The sequence below is a fragment of the Modestobacter sp. URMC 112 genome (genome assembly GCF_053502575.1).
Map to the genome: position 1 here is coordinate 2,423,143 of NZ_CP199957.1, position 17,354 is coordinate 2,440,496.

Here is a 17,354-nt window from a genome sequence, read left to right on the forward strand (position 1 = left end):
GATGCCGGAGCAGCGACGGCACCCCGGGGGTGGGCGATGGAGGCGACGGTCTGCCAGGACTGCGGTCAGCCCGCCGACCGGGACGCCGAGTTCTGTCCCTCCTGCGGGGCGTACCTGGACTGGGACGCCATCGAGGGCGGTCGGGGAGTTCGGCCGGTCGGCGTCGCACCGGCATCGGACCGGACGGCGTCCACCGCCGAGGGGAGGGCGGCCCTGCAGGCCACCGCGGCGACCGCCCCGGCTCCCTCCGGGCGAGGTGGGTCCGCCGGCCCGGTGCGGTCCACACCGCCCGTCCCGGCACCCCGCGCCACCAGCGTCCCCGGACCGGGCGGCTGCCCCCGGTGCGGCACGGACAACCCGCCCGAGCGCCGGTTCTGCCGGAAGTGCGCCCTGGAGTTCGACCCACCGAGCGCCGCCGGCGGCTGGGCCTCCCAGGCCCGACGGCCCCGGCTCCCGTGGTGGCGCCGATGGGCCGGCGGCCACCGCACCCCGGCCGAGCGCCGGGCGCTGCGGGCCTACCGGCGCAGCCTGCCGACCCGCTACCGGGTGTTCCGGGGCGTGGCCGCAGTGCTGGCCCTGGGGCTGGTGGCCGCCGCGGTGTGGGCGGTGAACGCCGATCCGCTCGGCTGGGCTCGGGGCCGCTGGTACGACTTCCACGACACGCTGCAGCCGGTGCCCGACGTCAGCGCGGCCTTGGACCCGGCGGGAGCGGAGCCCGTCCGCGACTTCGAGCCGGGCCGCGCCGTCGACGGCGACCCGGAGACCTCGTGGGCGACCAGCTGGACGGGGGGCCCGCCCCCCGCCGTCTGCAGCGGGGAACAGCGGACCGCTCAGCGGCTCCTGCTGGAGTTCGGCGGCGGGGTCGCCGACGTCCGCGAACTCCACATCCGGGCCGGGCTCCCCGACGGGGACGGACGCCCTCTGCAGAACCGGCCCAAGGTCCTCGAGGTGCGGTCCTCGAACGGGACCTGTCAGGAGATCCCGCTGCAGGACGTGGCCTCGACCCAGGTCCTGCCGCTGCCCAGGCCGGTCAGCACCGACGTCCTGCTCGTCGACGTCGTCGACGTCCACCCCGCCGAGGCCGGCGGCACGGACCTGGTGGCGATCAGCGACATCGTCCCGTGGGGCCGCCCGCCGCACTGAGCGATCGGAGCTGTCGAGCCGGCTCACTCGGAGTCCTTGGGCTTCCCCGGCTGGCGCGGTTGGCACGCCGAGGGCTTCAAGCCGAGATCGGGGCACGCCGACTCCGCTGCCTCCCGGGAGTCGAACTTCCCGACGTATACGAGCACCCAGCCCGGCTGGACTCCCAGGCCCTCGTACAGGTCGCTGTCCAGTCGGCCGACTGCCAGGTCCGTCCGCCCGGCCGCGGCGAGGGCCGCGGTGAGCTCTGCCTCGCGCTCCTCGACCTGCTCGGTCGGGGTCCCGGGCACGACCAGCCGGCCGACCACCCAGCTCTCGCCGAAGTCCTCCGGCCCGGTGCTCGTGGGGGTCGGTGTCGGAGTGGCCCCGCCCTGGCCGCCGCCGGGGGCGACGGTCCCGGGCGTGGTCGTGGCGGAGTCGGTCGACGGTGAGCCGGTGTCGGTCGTGGTCGTGCTGCCCTCGGAGCCGGTGGTCGGCGCGCTCGTCTCCGAGCCGCTCGACCCGCTGCTGCTCGGCGACGTCTCGGCCGGTGGTGAGGTGGTCGCCGTCCCGGAGTTCCCTGGGGTCGTGGCCGCGGCCGGCGACTCGGCGGTGCTCTGGCAGACGGCCTCCGAGCGCAGGCTCTGTTTCTCCCCGCGCACGGCGACGATCTGGAAGCAGTACCGCGTGGCGGGCTTCAGCTTCTCGACCATGTGTTCGCGCCGGTCGCCCGGGATCGTCTCGTCGTGCTGCAGGACCGGGATCGGTTGCCCTTCGGTCCCGGGCTTGACGCGGAACACCCTGATGTCGTCGACCTGCACGGGGAGCTGAGCCCACGCCAGCACGATCGACGTGTCACCGGCCGTCTCGGCGGTGAGCTCCCGCGGGACGGGCGCTGCCGTGTCCACTTCCCGCTCGGCGGCGGGGGCGGTGTCGGCCGTGACCAGCATGACCACCCCGGCCGCTGCCCCCATGACCGCGAGCGCGGCAGCCAGGACCATCGACTTCGAGAGCACGGGCCTCTGGTCCAGTGCGCCGTCGAGGACCGGCCGGCCGGGGTCGGAGACGGTGGGTACGGCCACGGGTGGCCCGGCAGCCCGGAGCGCGGTGCCTGGGGCCCCCGCCGTGGGGTCCGGCTCGGCCACGACCCGGAAGGGCAGGCGGACCGGGGTGCCGCGGAGGAACGGCCGGCGGGACCGCACCCGGAGCGCGGCCACCGCGGAGGCGCCCACCGGCAGCCGCAGGTGCTCGGGGTGCACCAGGAAGCCGAGGGCCTCGTCGGGGTCCGAGGCGGTCAGTCGCAGGGTCGCCGGGGCGTTGCCCCAGTTGCTGATCTTGACCGTGTGCCGCCCGGACCACCGGCCGCTGGAGGTGACCGGGGTGATCGACGCAGTGAGCCCGTCGACGCGGCCGATCTCCAGGTCCCCCTCGGCCGCGGCGGAGGAGGAGGCGTCGACGACCGACTGGGCGAGGACGCAGAACGGCACCTCTCCAGTGAGGCCGGCGGACACCGGGGGAGCGGCGAAGACGACCGTGGCCGTGCCCTCTTTGCCGGGGTAGACCCGCACCACGTCCTGTTGCCCGGGCTCGGTCTCCCCGGTCGCGACGACCTCCGCCCACTCGGCGGCGGCGCCGTGCACCGTGAGGTGGAAGCCCTCCACCAGCTGGCCGGTGTTGCGCACCGTCACCGTCACGGGGGCCTGCCCGCCGGGCTCCACCACGACCCGGGCCGGCGCCACGCTCACCACGGGGTCCGCCATCGTCCCTCACCCCCGGCCGGACGATAGGACCGCAGCAGCGCGGTCCGGGCGGTCCGGTGACGACCTCGCCCACCCGCGCGCGAATCGTGCCCGAACGGGCAGTGCGCGGGGTCTGCACGGAGGCCCTGCCTGTCATGCGTGCATCGGGCCACGACCGGCAGAGTCGCTTCGGTGATCCTGGGGAGAGATCGGCCGTCAGTCCGCGCACGGACGGGCAGTCGTGGAGTGCGAGATGCCAGCCGGCCGCGCGGCGGGGCACGGCGCTGGGCACTCCTGGTCGTGGCTTTCGTGGCGAGTCTCGTCGCGAGCCCGTCGCTCGTCGTGCCAGCAACTGCCCAGGAGACGATCACGGTGTCGGCCGACCCGCCGTCGTTCCAGGCTCCCGGCAGGACCACGGTCACCGGACGGATCCCGGTTCCCAACCCCAACACACCGCCGCCGACGCCGCCGATGGACTTCCGGCTGACCGGGCCGGGTGGCACACAGAGCGAGACCGATGCGTCAGCCGAGGGCGAGTACGTGGACGGCTCCGGTGATCCCGACCTACTGGTCGCCTACCGCTACGAGGTGACCTTCGCCGTCGAGGTGCCCGGCGAGCACACGATCACGGCCACGGCCGAGGGCAACGAACCCGGCTCGACGACCGTCACGGCGCTGGCCCCTCCTGTCACGGTTCAACTGGTCCAGGACTCCGAGACCTCCGAGGTCGGCCAGACGGTCACGCTCACGGCCAGTGCCGACAACACCGGTTCCGACGGCCATTGGATCGTCGCGGTCGAGGGCCCGAACGCGCAGACGCTCAGCGATTCCAGCGCCAACCCGTTGACGGTCAGCTACAGCGGGGAGGTCGAGGGAGTGGACCGCATCGTCGCGACCTGGGTCGAGGGACGCCAGCGACCATCCGACGAGCTCCGGCACGCCTGGACCCGACGGGCACCACCACCGGCGGTCGTCTCGGTGACCGTGAGTCCGGCTGACCGATCGATCGTCGGGTCGACGGCGACCGTGACCGCCTCGGTCACCGGCGGGAGCGGTGGCGGCGAGGGGTACTGGGTCATCGACGTCACCGGGGTCAACGGTCCACGACGGATCCTGGGTGCCGGGGAGCTGCCGCCGCGCGGCCAGTCCGTCACTGCGGAGTACATCGGTGAGGCAGCGGGGACCGACACCATCACCGCCACCTGGACCGATGACGACCGCCTTGTGGGGCAGGCGAGGAACTCGGTCGAGCACGTCTGGGACCAGCTGCCCCCGCCGACGGTCCTCCTGGGTCCTGGAGGGGGCAGCTCGCTGGTCGGCACGCCGCTGGAGCTGACCCTCACGGTCACCGGCGGCGAGGGGCGGGGCGGAGGGCGGCCCAGCGTCACGGTCGGTGGTGCGAACGCCGGCGTCCAGCCGGAGATCTCCGGAGAGTCCTCCCCGTTCACGGTGCGCTACACCGGGACCCGCACCGGTGAGGACACCGTCACGGTCATCTGGACCGACCAGGTGGGCGCCACCCCGGCGACCGCAACGCACACCTGGACCGCGCCACGGGTGCAGCTGACCGCCGGGGGCGGCGCGGCCGACCTCGGGGACACCGCCACCGTCCGCGTGGCGCTGCCGGACGGTGCCCTCGGCGGCGCCGTGGAGATCGAGGTGCTCGAGGGACCGCACCGGGGCCCGCTGGAGGTCCAGGACAGCGAGGACGGCTTCGAGGCCACCTACACCGGACGGTTCCCCGGCACCGACCGGATCCGGGCCACGCTCGTGACCGAGCGGTTCGGGAGCTTCCCATCGGATGTCGGGTCGCAGGGCTGGGCGACCCCGGTCGTCGTCCTCGAGCAGTCCCCGGGCCGGTCCCTCGTGGGTGACACGCACACGGTCACCGCCCGGGTCACCGGCACCCGGACCGGGGACGTGGGCTTCCGGGTCGCCGGGGCGAACGCCGGCGCAACGGTCGACCGGACCGGCGGCCTGCCGGCCGTGCGCGGCACCTACACCGGCCGGGCCGAGGGGGTCGACCAGATCACCGCGGAGGTCACCGTCAACGGGCGCCGGTACTCCTCGGCGGAGGTCGGCCACGCCTGGGTGCGGCCGACGGTCGTGCTGAGCCAGGACACCGAGACGTCGAAGACGGGCGAGACGGTCGTCCTCACGGCCACGGTCGCACCCAGCGGCGTCACCGGCGCGGTCGTCTTCTCGGTCGCCGGGCCCGGGGGGCCGCTGACCTTCCGCGACGACGGCGCCGACGGCAGCTGGACCGCGTCCTACAGCCGGGACCGCGAGGGTGAGGACACGGTCACGGCGGTCCTCAGCGGCGGATCGGGTCTGGAGTTCACCGCCGGCGCGATCCGGCACCGGTGGGCGGCCGTCGTCCCGCCGGCGGTCGTCGTCGCACCTGCCGGGGTCACCACCTGCACCGGTTCGACGTACAGCCCCACGGTCACGGTCACCGACGAGGAGGAGCCGGTGGCGCAGGCACCGGTCCGGCTCGTCGTCACGCCGGCGGAGGGCGCCCCGCAGGAGTTCCGCGGCACGACGGACGCCGACGGGCACGTGACGCTGCCCCACCAGGGAACGGCCGCCGGGCGGGAGACCCTGGTCGCCACGGCGGAGGTGCGGGGCACGCCGGTCGAGTCGGCCCCGCTGCCGCACGTCTGGGAGGACTGCGCACTGCAGGTGGGCATCGCCCCGGCCGGGACGACCAGCCCGGTGGGCAGCACGTTCGAGCCCACCGTGACCGTCCGGGACACCGCCGGCGCCCCGGTCGCGGACGCCCGGGTGGAGCTGCAGGTGACGACGGCCGACCAGCCCCCGGTCACGCTGACCCTGCAGACGGGCCCGTCGGGCACCGCGTCGGCCGCCTACCGCCGCGACGCTGCGGGGACCGACCGGATCGACGTCGTCGTCACCGCCGGCGAGCGGACGGGGCGCGCGACCGCGGAGCACTTCTGGGTCGAGACCGGAGGTCTGCAGGTCTCCATCACCCCGGCGGGGACGACGAGCACGACCGGCAGCCCCTTCACCGCCACGGTGCTGGTCACCGACGGTCAACGGCCGGTCGAGGACGCCCAGGTCATCGTGCGGGCGACGATGTCCGACGTCGTCGCGCCCGACGCCGCGGGGCCGGTGGTGGAGCAGCAGGGCGCGACCGGGGCCGACGGGCAGACGTCGGCGACCTTCACCCGGGCGGTCGCCGGCACCGACACCGTGCTGGCCGAGGTGAGGGTCGGCGAACGGTCCGGCCGCGCAGCGATCGTCCACTTCTGGCAGCAGGTGCCCGGCCTGACCCTCGAGGTCGGGCCGGCCGGCGCCTCGACCGAGGTCGGCACGGACTTCACGGCGACCGTGACGGTGCGGTTGGGGGACGAGCCGGCGCCCGGGCTCGCGGTCGCCGTCCGCACGACCATGGACGGGCAGCCCGAGCAGACCGGCACGGTGACGACGGGGGAGGACGGGCGGGCGAGCTGGACCTACCGGCGCGACACGGTCGGCCCGGACGTCGTCAGCGCGACCGTGACCCTGCCCGACGGCCGGGTCGGTGAGAACGCCGTCGGGCACCTCTGGTGGGCAGCCGACCCCGAGGCCCCCGTGGAGCCCGAACCGGTGGACCCGGCGGCGTTGGACGTGCAGGGGACCCCGGTGCCCGACGGGCTGGTGACGCTGCGGGGTTCCGGTTGCCCGGCGGGAGCGCCCGTCCAGCTGCTGATCGACGGCGAGGTGGTCGCGACGCCGACGGCCCGCCGGGACGGCAGCTACTCGGCCGAGGTCCGGCTCGCCGGCCTCGGGGTGGGCCGGTACCCGCTGGAGGCCGTCTGCGTGCCGGTGCGGGTGCCCCGGACCATCGACGTCGTGGTGCCGGTCGCGGCGAGCGGGACCGCCGCAGCCGGGGCGGCGACCGCCGCCACGGTGCTGAGCTTCTTCGTCCTCCTGGGCGGTCAGCTGATCCGGCTGTCCAGCGGCCAGCCCGGGACCGGGTCCTGAGTCAAGGGCAGCGCAGCGTGTCGAATGCACCGCCCTCCGTGACGGACCGGCCGTCCCACTGCCGCCGTTGACCTCCTGTTGAGCCGTTGTGGACCGCCGTCCCGAGAGTGCGGACAGCCCTCGCGACGGGCGGGGGAAGGGGGAGGACAGGGAAGATGCCCGAACGCATCCCGACATACGTGTACGCCGGCGACCCCATCTCGCAGGCGGGGGTGGTCAGCCAGCTGCGGCCGCGCCCGGAGATATGCATCGTCGAGGAGGCCGATCTCGACCGCGCCCGGGTGGCGGTCATCGTCACCGACGTCGTGGACGCCGAGAGCCTGCGGGTGCTGCGGGCGGTGCAGCGCGGCGGCGTTCCGCGCACCGTCCTGGTCGCCGGGGCGCTCGACGACGCGGCGGTCGCGGCGGCGGCCGAGGCGGGCGCCTCCGGCCTGCTCCGCCGGGTCGAGGCCACACCCGAGGCGCTGGCCCGGGTGGTCGTCCGGGTCGCCGCGGGTGAGGGCGAGGTCCCGGCCGACCTGCTCGCCCGGCTGCTGGACCAGGTCGGGCGGCTGCAGCGGCAGGTCCTCACGCCCCGGGGCATCGCCTTCACCGGGTTGTCCGAGCGGGAGACGCAGGTCCTGCGGCTGGTCGCCGACGGCCACGACACCGCCGAGATCGCCGCGCTGCTGTGCTACAGCGAGCGCACGGTCAAGAACACCCTGCACGACGTCACCAGCCGACTGCAGCTGCGCAACCGGTCGCACGCCGTGGCCTACGCGCTGCGCGAAGGGCTCATCTGAGGACCCGCCCGGGCACCGGCCGCCCTCAGCAGGGCGGCCGGTGCCCTCGGGGGCAGGGCCCGGTGCACGAACGGCGGGACCCGGGACGCTGCCGGTTCTCGACGGCGCCCGGGAGGGTCGCGCTGTGATCCACGAGGTGGACTCGGCGCTGCGCGCGCTCATCCTGCGTGACGGGCTGGAGGGCGCCGACGCGGAGGTAGTGTTCGACGCCCCGACCAAGGACTGGGCCGGCCGCCGCAACGGGCCGACCGTCGACGTCTACCTCTACGACATCCGCGAGGACCTGCGGCGCCGCGAGCGGGGGATGATCAACGAGTTCGGGGACGACGGGCGGGTGGTGGCCCGCCGCCTCCCGCCCCGGCACTTCAAGCTGTCCTATCTGATCACCGCCTGGACCCAGCGTCCGGTGGACGAGCACCGGCTGCTGTCCGGGCTGCTCACCTGCTTCCTACGCCACGACGCCGTCCCGGCCGACCTGCTCGCCGGGCCCCTGGCCGCACTCGGCCTGCCCGTCCCGGTCAGCGTCGCGCTGCCGCCGCCGGAGGACCGCTCCTTCGCCGACGTCTGGTCGGCCCTCGGCGGCGAGCTCAAGCCGTCCCTGGACATCGTGGTCAGCGTGCCGACCGACACCGGCCAGCGCCGGGAGGTCGGCCCACCGGTCACCGAGCCGCCCCGCGTCTCGCTCGGCGGCACCGCGCCCTGGCCGCCCCGGGAGGTCCGGCAGGGTCGCCCGGTGCCCCCGCCGGCCGGGGACGGGGACGGGACGGCGGACCCGCCGGCCGGCGGGCCGGTCCCCGGCCGGCCGCGCCCGGCGGCGCGCCGACGCGGCGGACCCGCCCGGTGAGCACCCCCGTGGGCTCCCCGGTGACCGACCCCGGGCTGGCCTACCTGCTCGGCCGCGCGCGGCTGCTCGAGGACCGCATCCGGGAGCTGGTCGCCGTCCGCCGCGCCGCCGACCCGGCACCCGACGACCCCTTCCGCGGTCTGTACCTCTCCGACGAGACCGTGGACGCGCTGCTCCGCCCGGCCGCCCCCGCGCCGGCCGTCGACACCGGTCCGCGGGCGGTCCTGGAGGCGGCCGCTGACGGGGCGGAGGCCGCGGGGCGCGCGCCCCGGCTGCGCCGGCTGGCCCGCGCCGCCGCGCTCGGCCCGCTGGACGTCGACCTGCTGCTCGCCGCCCTGGCGCCCGACCTCGACGCCCGCTTCGAGCGGTTCTACGGCTACCTCAACGACGACGTGACCCGGCGGCGGGCCAGCACCGGCCTGGCCCTGGAGCTAGCCGGCGTCCTCCCCGCCTCGGCGGGAGCGCGGGCCCGGCTGCTGCCCGGCGCCCCGCTCGTCGACGTGGGGCTGCTGCACGTCGAGGACGCCGACCGGCCGTTCCTCACCAGGGCGCTCCGGGTCCCCGACCGGGTGACCGGGCACCTGCTCGGTGACGACACCCCCGATCCCGACCTGGCCCCGGTGCTGGCTGACACCGCGCCGTACGCGGACCCGGTGGCGCACCGGGTGGGCGCCGCCCTCCGCAGCGGCATCCGGCTGGTCCACCTGCGGGAGAGCCGGGGTGGCTCGGGCCGCCCCGTCGCGTCCGCCGCGCTGGCCGCCGCGGACCGGCCGGCGCTGGTCCTCGACCTGACCCGGACCGCCGCGGAGGCCGACCCGCTCCGGCTGGTCACCCTGGCCGGCCGGGAGGCCCTGCTCACCGGCAGCGGTCTGGTGGCCGGTCCGGTCGAGGCGTTGTCCGCCGCTCCGTCGGTGCTGCGCCGGCTGACCGCGCTGCCGGTGCCGGTCCTGCTGGTGGGCACGGCGGTGTGGGACCCGGCGAGCAGTGACGTCGTCCCGCTGCTGGTGGACGCGCCCGTCCTCGGCCCCGAGGACCGGGCAGCGCTGTGGCGGCGGGAGCTGGACGGCGCCGGACGGGAGGTCGATCCCGGCCCGGTCGTCGCCCATCTGGCGCTGGGCCCGGACCAGGTGCAGCGGGCGGTGCGTGCGGCGACCACCGCGGCCGTCCTGCACGGCGGGCCCGTGACCGACGAGGACCTGCGCCGCGGCGCCCGCTCGCAGAACGCGGCTGGGCTGGACCGGCTGGCCCGCCGGGTGGAGCCGCAGGTCGGCTGGGCCGACCTCGTCCTGCCGCCGTCGGTGCTCGCCCAGCTGCACGACCTGGCCGGCCGGGCCCGGCACCGCGACCTGGTGCTCACGCAGTGGCGGATGCGCCGGGGCGGCGGCCGCGGGCACGGCGTCACCGCGCTGTTCGCCGGCGACTCGGGCACCGGCAAGACCATGTCCGCCGAGGTCATCGCCGCCGAGCTCGGGCTGGACGTCTACACCGTCGACCTGGCCGGCGTCGTCGACAAGTACGTGGGGGAGACCGAGAAGAACCTGGAACGGATCTTCAGGGAGGCCGGCGAGGTCAACGGCGTCCTGCTGTTCGACGAGGCGGACGCCGTATTCGGCAAGCGCAGCGAGGTCCGCGACGCGCACGACCGGTACGCCAACATCGAGAGCGCGTACCTGCTGCAGCGGATGGAGTCCTTCGACGGGCTGGCGGTGCTGGCCACCAACCTGCGCGCCAACATCGACGACGCCTTCACCCGGCGGCTGGACGCCGTGGTCGACTTCCCGACGCCCGACGAGGACATGCGCCGGGCCCTGTGGGACCGCTGCCTCGCGCCCCCCCTGCCCCGCGGCGACGACCTGGACCTGGACTTCTGCGCGCGCTCTTTCGAGCTGTCCGGCGGGAACATCCGGTCGGTGGCGGTCACCGCCGCCTACCTCGCGGCGGCGGCCGGTGGGCGGGTGGGCATGGGCGAGGTCATCGCCGCCGTCACCCAGGAGTACCGCAAGCTCGGCCGGCTGGTGCTGGCCCGCGAGTTCGGCGACTGGGCGCCCCAGCCGCGCTGAGACCTCGACGGGCCGGGGCCGGTGCCCGATCGGGCAGGTCCGGCTGCCTCCACCGACCGCCCTCCGGAGCCGCTCGACCGGCCCGGGGAGGAGGACGCTGGACGACACCGGACCCACCGGAGGAGGTCTGCCATGCGCGGTCACGAGCACGAGACCGAAGGCGAACCGTCGCTGCGCCCGAAGGCAGCCCGGCTCGACGGGGCGCTACCCGGCCCACTGGTGCGGGCGGCCGTCGGGGGAAGGCCCGACCTGCTCGACGGGCCGACGGTGCTCGGCCTGCAGCGGGCGGCAGGCAACCGCGCCACCGGCGCCCTGCTGGAGGACGACCGCTCGCCAGTGCACGACGTCGTGGGGTCCGGCGGCGCACCGCTGGCACCCGACGTCCGCGCGGACATGGAGTCCCGGCTGGGGCACGACTTCAGCGGGGTGCGGGTGCACACCGACAGCCGGGCGCACGAGTCCGCGCAGGCGGTGGGCGCCCATGCCTACACCGTCGGCTCGGACGTCGTCTTCCAGCGCGACCGGTACGACCCGTCGTCGACCGCGGGACGGATCACCCTGGCCCATGAGCTGACCCACGTGGTGCAGCAGCGGCAGGGGGCGGTCGACGGCACCCCAGCGCCCGGGGGGATCCGGGTGAGCGACCCGGCAGACCGGTTCGAGCGGGAGGCGGCGGCGACCGCGGACCGCGTCATGGCCGAGCCGGCTCCCGCTCCGGTGGTGGCCTCGCCCGCGGCGCCGGCCCTGCAGCGCGAGGAGGCGCCGGCGGAGGAGGAGAAGGCCGACGAGGGCGAGGCCCCGGTGCAGGGGCTGTTCGTGCAGCGCGAGGAGGCGCCGGAGGAGGACGAGGAGTCGGGCGGGGGCGGCTGAACCCCGGCCGTCCGCCCGCATCGGAGCCACGCATGGACCGCGCGATCGTCGACAGCCTGCACGACGCCTCCCGGCGCGCGCGCCAGGCGGACAGCCGGCGTCCGCCCGCGGCGCGGGACGTGGGCACCGCCGACCCCGGCGGCCCCGGCGCCGTCCGGCTGCTCGCCCTGCAGCGGTCCGCGGGGAACGCCGCGGTCAACGCCCTGCTGGCGGCCAAGGTGCGACCCGACGGAGGCGCGCGCGCCGCGGATCTCGACGCCGCGCTGGCCGAGGCCCGCAAGGACACCCCCGACCTCCCGCGCCTCGAGAAGGGGCTGGAGGCCGCGAAGGCGGTGGGCGTGCCGGTCGACATCGACGGCGCGGCACAGAAGCCACCGGCGTCAGCGCTGGCCGTGACCCGGACGGGCTTCGGACCGGCGGCGGTGCCCGACAAGCGTCCCGTCCCCCCGCCCAAGCCGCTGCCGGCGAAGTCGCCGCTCGCCAAGGGTGCGCGCCGGCCGCCGGCCCCCGCTGCCGGCCGGGGGGCGGCCGGTCCACGTCCGCCGGCCCCCGCTGCGGCCGCAGGCCCGGCGTCGGCCCCGGCCGGCCCGGTGGACCGCTCGGCGCCGCCCGTCCCGCCCGCGCACACCGCACCGGCCGCCGACCCTGCGTTCATCGCGGTGACCGGCGCAGCAGCCCGCTCCGCCGCGGTGGCGCGGGCGCACCCCCCGGCCGCCGCCAAGGCCAGGGAGGCCCAGGACGCCGCGGTCGCACCGTCCGACGACGTCGACAGCCAGGCCAAGGCCGCCAAGGTCGACACGATGGACGCCCAGCCCGCCGGGTCGTTCGACAAGAAGGCGTTCATCGTCGCGGTCAAGGCCGCCATCGAGGCCAAGTCGCCGAAGTCGCTGGAGGAGGCCGCCGAGTACAAGAAGTCGGGGAAGGCCGCCGAGGTCAAGAACGACGTGAAGGGCATGGTGGGCGGGAACAAGGCGCAGGCGGCCGAGAAGATCGAGACCGCCACGTCGGCCGCGCCGGACACCTCCAAGGCTGAACCGAAGCCGGTCGGCGCGCTGTCGCAGGAGGACCCCGGCCGGCCCGCCGCCATCCCGGCGGGCGGGGCCGTGCCGAAGCCCGCTCCGCCCGAGCAGCTCAACCTCGCTGCCGGCAAGCAGCAGGTGGATCAGGAGCTGGCCGGCGCCGACGTCACCGAGGACCAGCTGGCGAGGTCCAACGAGCCGGAGTTCACCGGAGCGCTCGCGGCAAAGCAGGAGGCCGCCCAGCACGCTGACACCGCGCCGGGGCAGTTCCGGCAGGAGGAGGCCGCGGTCCTCGGCCAGACCCGCGCCGAGGCCACCGCGACGACCGCGGCGGCCGTCGGCGGCATGCACGGGTCGCGGACGGCCGCGCTGTCCCAGGTGATGGCGAGCAAGGCCGAGACGAAGGGGAAGGACGAGGCGCGGCGGGCGGAGGTCTCGGCGAAGGTGCAGTCGATCTTCGCGGCCACCGAGGCCGACGTGAAGAAGACTCTCGACGGCATCGACCCCAAGGTCGACAAGGCATTCGAGGACGGCGAGAAGGGGGCGCGAGCCGCCTTCGAGGCGTTCGTCGAGGCCAAGATGTCGGCCTACAAGAAGGACCGGTACGGCGGCTGGCTGGGCGGCTACCGGTGGCTGAAGGACAAGGTCGCCGACATGCCGTCGGAGGTCAACGAGTTCTACGTGGCCGGCCGGGAGCTGTACCTGAAGGAGATGGACGGGGTCATCTCCACGGTGGCCGACATCGTCGGCACCGAGCTGGCCACCGCGAAGAACCGCATCGCGGCGGGGAAGGCCGAGATCGCCGCGTACGTCAAGACGCTGCCGGGCGACCTGCAGAAGGTGGGCGCCGAGGCGGCGACGGCGGTCGGCGACCAGTTCGAGCGGCTGGACTCCGACGTCGCCTCGAAGCAGGAGGCGCTGGTCGACAGCCTGGCGTCGAAGTACGTCGAGTCGCGCAAGGGCCTCGACGACCGGATCGAGCAGTTGCAGGAGGAGAACAAGGGGCTGGTCGGCAAGGCCGTCGGGGCGATCAAGGCCGCCGTCCAGACGGTCCTGAAGCTCAAGGACATGCTGCTGGGCGTCCTGGCCCGCGCAGCCGGGGCGGTCGGGAAGATCATCAAGGACCCGATCGGGTTCCTCGGGAACTTCGTCAACGCGGTGAAGGGCGGCATCCAGGCCTTCGCGTCCAACATCTGGGAGCACCTGAAGAAGGGTCTGCAGGCCTGGCTGTTCGGAGCGCTGGCCGCGGGCGGCATCGAGCTGCCCGACACCTTCGACCTCAAGGGCGTCCTCAAGCTCGTCGGGTCGATCTTCGGCCTCACCTGGGCCAATGTCCGCTCCCGGATCGTGGCGAAGATCGGCGCCGGCGTGATGGGCAAGATCGAGAGCGGGCTCGAGGTCGTCAAGCTGTTCATGACCGAGGGCCTGGGTGGGCTGTGGAAGGTCGTCCTGGAGAAGGTCGGCGACCTCAAGGAGATGGTGCTCACCCAGATCCAGGACATGGTGGTCACCCAGATCGTCAAGGCCGGGATCACCTGGCTGATCTCGATGCTCAACCCGGCCGGCGCCTTCATCAAGGCCTGCAAGATGATCTACGACGTCGTCATGTTCTTCGTGGAGAAGGCCGACCAGATCAAGGAGTTCGTCGACGCGGTCCTCGACTCGGTCGAGTCGATCGCCGGCGGAGGCGTGGGTGCGGTCGCGTCGAAGATCGAGCAGACGATGGCCAAGATGCTGCCGGTCATCATCGGGTTCCTCGCCTCGCTGCTGGGCCTCGGCGGGATCTCCGAGAAGATCAAGAAGATCATCGAGACGGTGCAGAAGCCGGTCAACAAGGCCATCGACTGGGTGATCGGCAAGGCCGTGCACTACGGCAAGCGGTTCCTGGGGTCGCTCAAGGCGAAGGCCAAGGGCGCCGCCAAGAAGCTGACCAGCAAGGTCAAGAAGACGCTGGGCATCAAGGAGAAGACGCCGGAACAGATCGAGGCGGACAAGAGGAAGCGGCTCGAGGCAGGATTGACGACGGCCAGCAAGGTGATCGACAGGCTGCCTGGGCGGGCCGTGCCTCAGTCATTGATCCGACCGTTGATGACGGCCGTTCGCCTGCGGTACCGCATGTCTTCGCTGGAGGTCGTTGCCGAGGGGCGGGTGTGGAAGGTCCTGGGCAAGGTCAATCCCAAGGGCAGCAAGGACACCGGCAAAGCGGCCTTGGATCTCGCGGCCCCACCAGCGTCGGAGTTGACAGCGCTCGGCCTTGACGTCAAGGCCATCGAGCGGATCTTCGCAAAGACGCGGGTGGAGCAAGCCAAGGGGCAGATCCTCGAGGAACTTGCGCTTGCCCACGCCGTCACGGAGACAGCGGCTGAGAATGCCTCAGCTGGAAGCGTCGCCGACATCGGCAAGCCGAAGACTCCCGGGGACTCGCCACTTCCTCAAGTACTCGCAGCCCATCGGGTCAAGGCGAGCGGCGCTGACCTCGGGGATGGCGTCAAGGCCATCTTGGGAACCGACAAGATCGGGCCCTTCATCCGCGTGCTCGAGATCCTGGAGAGCAAGTCCGGTGGTGCGAAGCGGGAGCTGTCTCGAGTGCGGGAGCCCTGGGACAAGGCGAGCGCCGCAGACAAGAAGGAAGCGCGCTCCGAAGCCATCGACGACTTGGTGGCGAAAGAACACCCTTCCGTCGATCCAAGTGACGCGACCAACGCCCAGTATTTGCAGGCCAGACGGGCCGTTCTGGCCAACCACAGTGAAGAGGACTTGGAGTACCGGGCGAAGCGGAAGTTCGAGGGATCCGAGCACTTGGGGCAACCGGGGCAGGACCTTGAGCGGTTGAGTCCCGACCTGGGCAGGGATGGCGTCGAGGTGCCTGCTCAATTGCTGGTGGATGGGATCGATCGTAGGCTCGAGGGCTTCTCGCGCGCGGGCATTCGGGTGCGAGGCGTTACCGGCGGCGGAGTCGCTCGCGGCCGCACGGAGAAGGACGTCCGCGAGAAGCAAGGCGTCAACTTCGTGTTGGAGCAACTCAAGATCCCGGACAAGCGGCTCCAGGAGCTGGCGCAGAAGGTCGTCGCGATCACGGCAGGGACCAAGTAGCCGGACGCCTCGACGCCCCGGGGCGGGTTCGGATCGACATCCTCAGCCGCCTGCGCAGGTCTCATGACCAAGGCTTCGAAAGGTGACCCGGCCTGCCCCCACTGCCCGTGCCCGTAAGCGCAGGTCGCCGTGCCCCGGTGGGCGTCCACTCGCTCCTGCCCAGCAGACCGTGGCCGCGCCACGCTCCTTGCACCAGCCACACGCGAGCAGGAGGCGGGCATGCCCACGTATCTGTCCCCGGGCGTCTACATCGAAGAGGCGCAGTCGGGGTCCCGGCCGATCGAGGGCGTCGGCACGGCGGTGGCCGCCTTCGTGGGCCTGGCCGCCAAGGGACCGTTCAACGAAGCCACGCTGGTGACGAACTGGAACCAGTTCACGACGACCTTCGGTGACTTCGTCGACGGTTCGTACCTGGCGCACAGCGTCTACGCCTACTTCCAGAACGGCGGCGGCAACTGCTACGTCGTCCGGATCGGTGAGGACGGCTCGTCGAACGGCCACGCGCGGGGCAACGGCAGCGGCCCGCGCCAGCAGGCGGCCCTCCCGCAGGCCCCGCAGGCGGCTCTCGGCGGCTACCGGGTGATCGCCCTGGACGGCGGCTCCCGGCCCGGTGAACTCACCGTCGAGGTCGCCGACCCCGGCGGCGACGCGCCGAGCGAGGAGATGTTCAAGCTCGTCGTCCGGCAGAACGGCGAGGTCAAGGAGGAGTACGACCGGGCCACGACCGGCCGGGGCAGGACCAACGTGGCCACGATGGTCAACGCCGCGTCCAAGCTGATCAAGCTGGAGGAGGCCTCCACCGGGCAGCTCGAGCGGCCGGCGTCCGGGACCACGGCGACGTTGACCCCACCTCCGGCGCCACCGTCGCCGGCCTCCGTCCCCTCACCCCGGCTGTCCCCGGACGACTACGTCGGCGACGTCGCCGAGCGCACCGGGTTCGGCGGCCTGGAGGCCATCGACGAGATCACGATGCTCTGCGTCCCCGACCTGATGAGCGCCTACCAGCAGGGGGCCCTGGACCTCGAGGCGGTCAAGGCCGTCCAGCTGCAGATGATCACCCACTGCGAGCTGATGGGTGACCGGATGGCCATCCTCGACCCGCCGCCGGCGCTCAACGCCCAGCAGATCAAGGACTGGCGCATCGAGGACGCCGGCTACGACTCCAAGTTCGCCGCGCTCTACTGGCCCTGGGTGAAGGTCATGAACCCGGCCAGCGGCGCCAGCATGTTCATGCCGCCCAGCGGCCACATGGCCGGGATATGGGGTCGCAACGACGACACCCGGGGCGTGCACAAGGCCCCCGCCAACGAGGTGATCCGCGGCGCGCTCTCCCTCGAGGTGCAGATCACGAAGAACGAGCACGACCTGCTGAACCCGGTCGGCATCAACTGCCTGCGCACCTTCCCCGGCCGTGGCATCCGGGTCTGGGGCGCCCGCACGCTGTCCTCCGACCCGGCGTGGCGCTACCTCAACGTCCGGCGGCTGTTCAACTACCTGGAGGAGTCGATCCTCAACGGCACCCAGTGGTCGGTCTTCGAGCCCAACGACCGGGCGCTGTGGGCCCGCCTCCGCCGCGACGTCGGCGCCTTCCTGGTCAACGAGTGGAGGAAGGGCGCCCTGTTCGGCAGCACTCCGGACGAGTCGTTCTACGTCAAGTGCGACGACGAGACGAACCCTGCCGAGGCCATCGACCTGGGGCAGGTGCTCTGCGAGATCGGCGTCGCACCGGTCAAGCCGGCCGAGTTCGTCGTCTTCCGCCTGGCCCAGTTCTCCGGCGGGACCGCCCTGGTCAACGAGTGACGCCGCCCACCTCCCGATCTGCCCGACCCCTGTCACAGAGA

The 17,354-nt window shown here is 73.7% G+C and carries 9 protein-coding genes; 8 read left to right on the forward strand and 1 reads right to left on the reverse strand.

Going from position 1 to position 17,354, the window contains the following annotated elements; genetic code table 11:
• Nucleotides 1–36: 36 nt before the first annotated feature.
• Complete coding sequence (locus ACWIX6_RS11340; RefSeq protein WP_448616960.1) at nt 37–1,143, forward strand: hypothetical protein; 1,107 nt, start codon at nt 37–39, stop codon at nt 1,141–1,143.
• 23 nt (nt 1,144–1,166) lie between these two features.
• On the opposite strand, the gene ACWIX6_RS11345 is transcribed toward ACWIX6_RS11340, so the two are convergent.
• Nucleotides 1,167–2,879, reverse strand: coding sequence for a fibronectin type III domain-containing protein (locus ACWIX6_RS11345; RefSeq protein WP_448616961.1), 1,713 nt, complete (start codon nt 2,877–2,879; stop codon nt 1,167–1,169).
• A 321-nt stretch (nt 2,880–3,200) separates the two neighbouring features.
• Here ACWIX6_RS11345 and ACWIX6_RS11350 point away from each other — a divergent pair, with 321 nt between their 5' ends.
• The 7 genes from ACWIX6_RS11350 to ACWIX6_RS11380 all read left to right on the forward strand — a co-directional run bounded on the left by ACWIX6_RS11350 (nt 3,201) and on the right by ACWIX6_RS11380 (nt 17,313).
• Nucleotides 3,201–6,845 carry a hypothetical protein gene (locus tag ACWIX6_RS11350; protein ID WP_448616962.1) on the forward strand — a complete coding sequence of 1,215 codons (3,645 nt, stop codon included), beginning with the start codon at nt 3,201–3,203 and terminating at the stop codon, nt 6,843–6,845.
• 155 nt (nt 6,846–7,000) lie between these two features.
• Nucleotides 7,001–7,627, forward strand: coding sequence for a response regulator transcription factor (locus ACWIX6_RS11355; protein WP_448616963.1), 627 nt, complete (start codon nt 7,001–7,003; stop codon nt 7,625–7,627).
• A 124-nt stretch (nt 7,628–7,751) separates the two neighbouring features.
• Entirely contained in the window at nt 7,752–8,471 is a 720-nt protein-coding gene (locus tag ACWIX6_RS11360) for a DUF4255 domain-containing protein (protein ID WP_448616964.1), read from the forward strand.
• Nucleotides 8,468–10,531, forward strand: coding sequence for an ATP-binding protein (locus ACWIX6_RS11365; RefSeq protein ID WP_448616965.1), 2,064 nt, complete (start codon nt 8,468–8,470; stop codon nt 10,529–10,531). Before ACWIX6_RS11360 ends, ACWIX6_RS11365 begins: the two co-directional genes overlap by 4 nt.
• Before the next feature lie 132 nt (nt 10,532–10,663).
• On the forward strand, nt 10,664–11,401 hold the full coding sequence (locus ACWIX6_RS11370; RefSeq protein ID WP_448616966.1) for an eCIS core domain-containing protein: 738 nt from the start codon (nt 10,664–10,666) through the stop codon (nt 11,399–11,401).
• 32 nt (nt 11,402–11,433) lie between these two features.
• The gene (locus ACWIX6_RS11375) at nt 11,434–15,513 is read left to right on the forward strand and encodes a hypothetical protein (protein ID WP_448616967.1); all 4,080 of its coding nucleotides are present in this window, start codon (nt 11,434–11,436) and stop codon (nt 15,511–15,513) included.
• Between the two features lie 219 nt (nt 15,514–15,732).
• Entirely contained in the window at nt 15,733–17,313 is a 1,581-nt protein-coding gene (locus tag ACWIX6_RS11380; RefSeq protein ID WP_448616968.1) for a phage tail sheath family protein, read from the forward strand.
• The last annotated feature ends 41 nt before the right edge of the window (nt 17,314–17,354 follow it).

Excerpts from the sequence above, each read along its gene's own strand:
- ACWIX6_RS11355 (WP_448616963.1), top strand. The coding sequence starts at position 7,001 with ATGCCCGAACGCATCCCGACATACGTGTACGCCGGCGACCCCATCTCG.
- ACWIX6_RS11340 (WP_448616960.1), top strand. The coding sequence starts at position 37 with ATGGAGGCGACGGTCTGCCAGGACTGCGGTCAGCCCGCCGACCGGGAC.
- ACWIX6_RS11345 (WP_448616961.1), bottom strand. The coding sequence starts at position 2,879 with ATGGCGGACCCCGTGGTGAGCGTGGCGCCGGCCCGGGTCGTGGTGGAG.
- ACWIX6_RS11380 (WP_448616968.1), top strand. The coding sequence starts at position 15,733 with ATGCCCACGTATCTGTCCCCGGGCGTCTACATCGAAGAGGCGCAGTCG.
- ACWIX6_RS11370 (WP_448616966.1), top strand. The coding sequence starts at position 10,664 with ATGCGCGGTCACGAGCACGAGACCGAAGGCGAACCGTCGCTGCGCCCG.
- ACWIX6_RS11375 (WP_448616967.1), top strand. The coding sequence starts at position 11,434 with ATGGACCGCGCGATCGTCGACAGCCTGCACGACGCCTCCCGGCGCGCG.